Here is a 4,694-nt window from a genome sequence, read left to right as displayed (position 1 = left end):
GGTGGCAGTCCAAGCGCCCTTCTGGTAAGGTTTGCCTTCTTTCCGAGCGCGGTAGAGAGTTGTGGTGGATACCTCCAGCAGTTGTGCGGATCTATGGGTTGTGCAGGATTGCTCAATTACTGTTGGTTGGGATGGGAGTTTTACCCTTCTCTTTTTGTTAAGGGAGTCGATGGGAGTAGGTGGCTCGTCTGGGAAAAGGCTGAGTTGGAAAGCTGTCATAAGCTGAACCTTTGAGTGTTAATAATTCAAGCCTATTGGAGTCAACTGGATTTCTCCAGAGCAAAACGGTTCAGAAAAAAGTGAACTGATCTGAACTGGTCAAGAAACTTGATGCTGACTATGCTAGGGATAGTTTTGATTGAGATTTTGCGCCTGTGCTGTTGTCCCGCCGTGGACTCAAGTCCACGGCTAATAGCGAAAGTCCACTTAAGTGGACTGAAGAGCGCTTTTTTGGGTCAGCATTTAGTCCTCTTTTAGAGGACTTTCGCTATGAGCCAGGGGTTTAAACCCCTGGCGGGCTATGCAACTGATGCAAAATTCTCAATTTCATCCACTCTAGTTGTTAGGAATGAGTCAAACTATGGCATCTCGCAGTGTTCGGATTGATGGCGCAGGTTTGGATAAAGTTCGTCAACGGATGGCTGAACTGGAGAAGCCACGAAATCCAGACAAACGGGGCTGGTCTCAAGAAAATCTTGAAGAACAAGCTCATGTGAGTCTCAGTACCATAAAACGCTTTCTTGAAGGTACGCCACGCGATCGCAGTAAAGTCATCTTAATTCTTAAAGCATTAGGATTTGAACCCATAAAATTTATTGCCGAACATGACTCAAACTTGCAGAATTCCGAGCTATATCCACAGCCAAACATTGCCATTGATTGGCAGCGAGTTTGCCAAGAAATGTTAAAGGAACAGCAAGAGGAGCAACGCTTTAGACGGAGAGCGACAGAAAGGGGATTTGAAGTTAAGGTTTTTGTACCACTAGGATTAATCGAACGGAAACAGCAGCAGCGTCGCAGTGGTAATGTGCCTATGGAACAGGTGCATCAATTAGAACAGGAAGTCGTTACCCGAATTTACGAGCATGATGAATTCATGACTGACGTTATTGGACAAAAACCTACTGGAAAAAATAAACATATTGCTATTGTCGGCGAGCCAGGAGCAGGAAAGACAACGCTGTTAGATAAAATCGCCACTCACATTCAGGAGAATGATCGAGACTTGCCGATTTGCATTGCGCTGGCAAGTTTGCAAAGAAAGACACTGAAAGAATACATTATTCAGGAATGGTTGCCAGAAGCAATTTCTCTGGTTTATCCCGATATTGACGTAGAGACGTTTCATGAAACATCTCTACAAAAACGCTTGCGTCAGGGTGGAATTTGGCTGTTACTCGATGGTGTCGATGAAATGGCTGTAGGGGCGAATAGTTGTTTGTCCTTAGAGGAAATCAGAAACCAGCTTACTGATTGGTTGGGTAATGTGCGGGTTGTTTTGACCTGTCGAACCAATGTTTGGGATGCCCGTGTCAACAATCCCCTCACCGGTTTTGATACTTACAAAACTCAGGAGTTTAAACAAGAGCAAGTAGATGATTTTATTCAGCAGTGGTTTGCTGAAGCGAAAAATATTCAACGGGGACAGGAGTTACAGAGAAAGCTGCAAGAACCGCAAAAAGAACGCATCCGCCAACTCGTAAAAAATCCGCTTCGCTTATCTCTACTGTGTCAAATATCCAGCAAAAATAAGCAAGTCGAATTACCAGAAACCAAAGCCGAACTATATCAACACTTTGTCGGCGATTTCTATGAGTGGAAACCAGCACAATCGGGTATTGATTGGGCGACTGAACCAGGTTTGCAAAAAGAATTACATCAAGCCCTCGGTCGTTTGTCTATAGCAGGATTGGATAGTGATACTCGATTTCGCTTGTCGCTGAGTTTAATTCATCAAAAAATGGGCGACAAACTTTTTAAATTAGCCAGGGATCTCGGTTGGCTGAACTTGGTAGATTGGGAAGCTACAAAACAGGAACCTGTTTACGCTTTCTTTCATCCCACATTCCAGGAATATTTTGCATCTTTAGTAATTGATAATTATCAAGTTTTCATGGAGCGTTATCGAATTTTTGAACCCCAATGGCTAGAACCCGCTATATTATGGTTAGAAAACTCCCAGATTTCAGCATTGCTAAAGAAAGAATTGAGCGACACAATAACCAATTTTAAAGAAGATAAATGGAAAAATATGTATCGGCTTAAGCTACTACCATTAAATATAGTTTACTGGTGTCAATCTGGCGAAATAGAATTTATTGCTGCACAGGTGGATTTCGTTTGCTTGGATGATAATTTACAAATAAAAGTATACAAATTAAGGTTTCCTGGTTATGAGGAATTCATCATAGAATCGTTAAAATATTACGCTCCCAAAGAAGCCTGCGATCTTATAAGTGAATTCATCAATAATAATACTGATTTAGAACTCTACGAACTATCTAAACTTTTGGAAGTTTTATTTAAAATCAACCCGGAGCATGAATGCTTAAAAGTATTAATCCCTAAATTATTAAAACAGGATAATGAGGGACGTGCCATAGAAGTGGCAAAAATAGCTTTAAAAAATGATAATTTTAAGCAAATTGCCGTGGACTTTTTAGTTAATGCTTTATTGAGCGAAGATGAGCAATACGACAGACAAAGTTTTGATATCGTTAATATTTTAATTGCTTCTAAGATTTTGGACAAAGTGGTTATTAGTAAGTTAACATCATTTTTAAATAGTCAAGATTCTATGATTCAATCGCTAGCTATTTCACGTTTAGACGAACTAAGCATAAATCATAACGCTTTAGTCAACAATCAAGAATTATTGGATGCTTTGATTGATTTCATCAGGCAAAATCGAGACAATTACATCAGTATTACTCCTGCTGTCAGTATAATCAAGAGACTTGATATTGATATTTCAAAAGTCAACAAAGCAATCCTTGATGTATTATATAATTAATTCACAAGATCAAATAATCATTATGTCTTTGGTTGAATATTTGGAAACACAAGGTTTTATTGTAAAAATTATTAATAGGTTAATCCAATTAATTGCGAATGAAAAAGACATACATGAATCTATAGTTTATGCTCAAATGTTAGTAATGGCAAGCTCAAACTATCCAAAAATTTTCGAGAACCCGTCAATCATTAAAAAAATTATTTTGTTGATAGAATCAAAAAAAGAGTTTTACTATTTTTTAATACAAATTTTTTCTCAAACTACAACAATGTATGAGCGTTTTAAAATAGTAGGCTACCAGAGTAGCAAAGATAAGATATTCATTGATTTTCTAAGTTTAGTTATAGAAAACTATATAAATAACAATACAACCGATGATTTAAATTCAACCGAGGATTTAAATTCAACCACAAGTAACGATACAGAAAATAATAGAGAAGATTATTTCATGGAAAAACAATATGTTGAATTTGTTTCACTAATTAGCGAGCCCGAAAAATTAAACCTTACAAGTTTGATGCAAAATAGTTTTACTATTAAATTATTATCTCATAGCCAAGAAATTGCAATCGCCAAAATCAAACAAACTAATTTTGAAGTTATTGATAAATTAATTGAAATTATTCAAATAAATAAAGATCATACATTACGCTTTATTTGTATTGAAATTTTGATTAAAATTGAAACATTATCAAAACAACCGATTATTGATAAATTAGTAAACTTAACTGTCAATTTGAAAGACAGTCAAATTCAATGGTTTCTTGCCGCCGAATTAAAACAAATTACTCACAAACCACAACTGCAAAGGCTAGTTTTTGGTTTAAAGGATTATGTAGAAGAGGCAGTTGCTCAGTCAGACCATAATTTATATATAATTGCTCATTCAGTGCTGTGGCATTGTGCTAATCACTTGAGTTATACGGAATTTTCTGACGCTTGTTGTGTTCAACCATCCTTTACTGACTTAGAGGCATTTGAAAACATCTCTATTGCTAACTCTTCTACTCCTCAACTCCTCCTCAAAAAAGTTGAGCAATCTTCAGTTCTTCAGTCGGCGGTTTCCCATAATGAAGAACTCGATCGAGCAGTACAACTGATTTGTATTGATGGTAGCGAATTTAACCCTCTAGATAATCCTGCCACTGATATCTACATTCAAATGGTAGAGCAAGGTTGTCCAGAACGACAAGAAGGAACACCCACAACTATGCCACTGCTCAAAGCCTATTGGCGACTGAATTTGAGAAACCTAGAAAAACGAGTTGCGTTGGTGTTCTACAATTCTAAAATCGATCGCGAATTCAGCGAACCTTTTCTAACTGCACTGAGTGCTTTTGGAGGCACGATCGCAATCATCACCGATCGACCATGCGACAATGTAAAACGCATTTCTCCTAACCATCCGAATCTCATCGATGCAGTTTTGAAATGGCTGAATCGCTCGATTTTGGAGGCTTGAATTTTGATTTTGGCACAAGGCGATCGCTTTTTCACCAACTCAGGCCCGATCGCACTCACTCCCCCAAATCCAACTCGATCGAAACATTTCTTTATCTTTCTCTGAATTAAGAGAATCGTCGGCTAAAACAGAGTAGGATAATTTCCGCTACGATCGAGAGTAGATAGGCTAGCACCAGATAAAATAAAGTAAAAATTCCATCCGCACTACCCGTTG

Annotated in this window: 3 protein-coding genes; 2 read left to right on the top strand and 1 reads right to left on the bottom strand. The window is 37.9% G+C overall.

What is annotated here, in order from left to right; genetic code table 11:
- On the bottom strand, positions 1-219 hold a 219-nt coding region (locus QUA45_RS27920; RefSeq protein ID WP_333223119.1), incomplete at its 3' end, for a hypothetical protein.
- Between the two features lie 349 nt (positions 220-568).
- On the opposite strand from QUA45_RS27920, the gene QUA45_RS27915 reads away from it, so the two are divergent.
- Together QUA45_RS27915 and QUA45_RS27910 are read left to right on the top strand one after the other, a co-directional pair.
- Entirely contained in the window at positions 569-3,013 is a 2,445-nt protein-coding gene (locus QUA45_RS27915; RefSeq protein WP_333223117.1) for an NACHT domain-containing protein, read from the top strand.
- Between the two features lie 22 nt (positions 3,014-3,035).
- Positions 3,036-4,478, top strand: a complete 1,443-nt coding sequence (locus QUA45_RS27910) for an NACHT C-terminal alpha/beta 1 domain-containing protein (protein ID WP_333223115.1) — start codon at positions 3,036-3,038, stop codon at positions 4,476-4,478.
- Positions 4,479-4,694: the final 216 nt, after the last annotated feature.

The organism is Microcoleus sp. Pol12A5 (assembly GCF_036701435.1).
GTDB lineage: Bacteria > Cyanobacteriota > Cyanobacteriia > Cyanobacteriales > Microcoleaceae > Microcoleus.
This window is presented reverse-complemented; position numbering and strand designations above follow the sequence as displayed.

What these genes read in the sequence shown, in the direction of transcription:
- QUA45_RS27910 (WP_333223115.1), top strand. Translation starts at nt 3,036, where the DNA reads ATGTCTTTGGTTGAATATTTGGAAACACAAGGTTTTATTGTAAAAATT.
- QUA45_RS27915 (WP_333223117.1), top strand. Translation starts at nt 569, where the DNA reads ATGAGTCAAACTATGGCATCTCGCAGTGTTCGGATTGATGGCGCAGGT.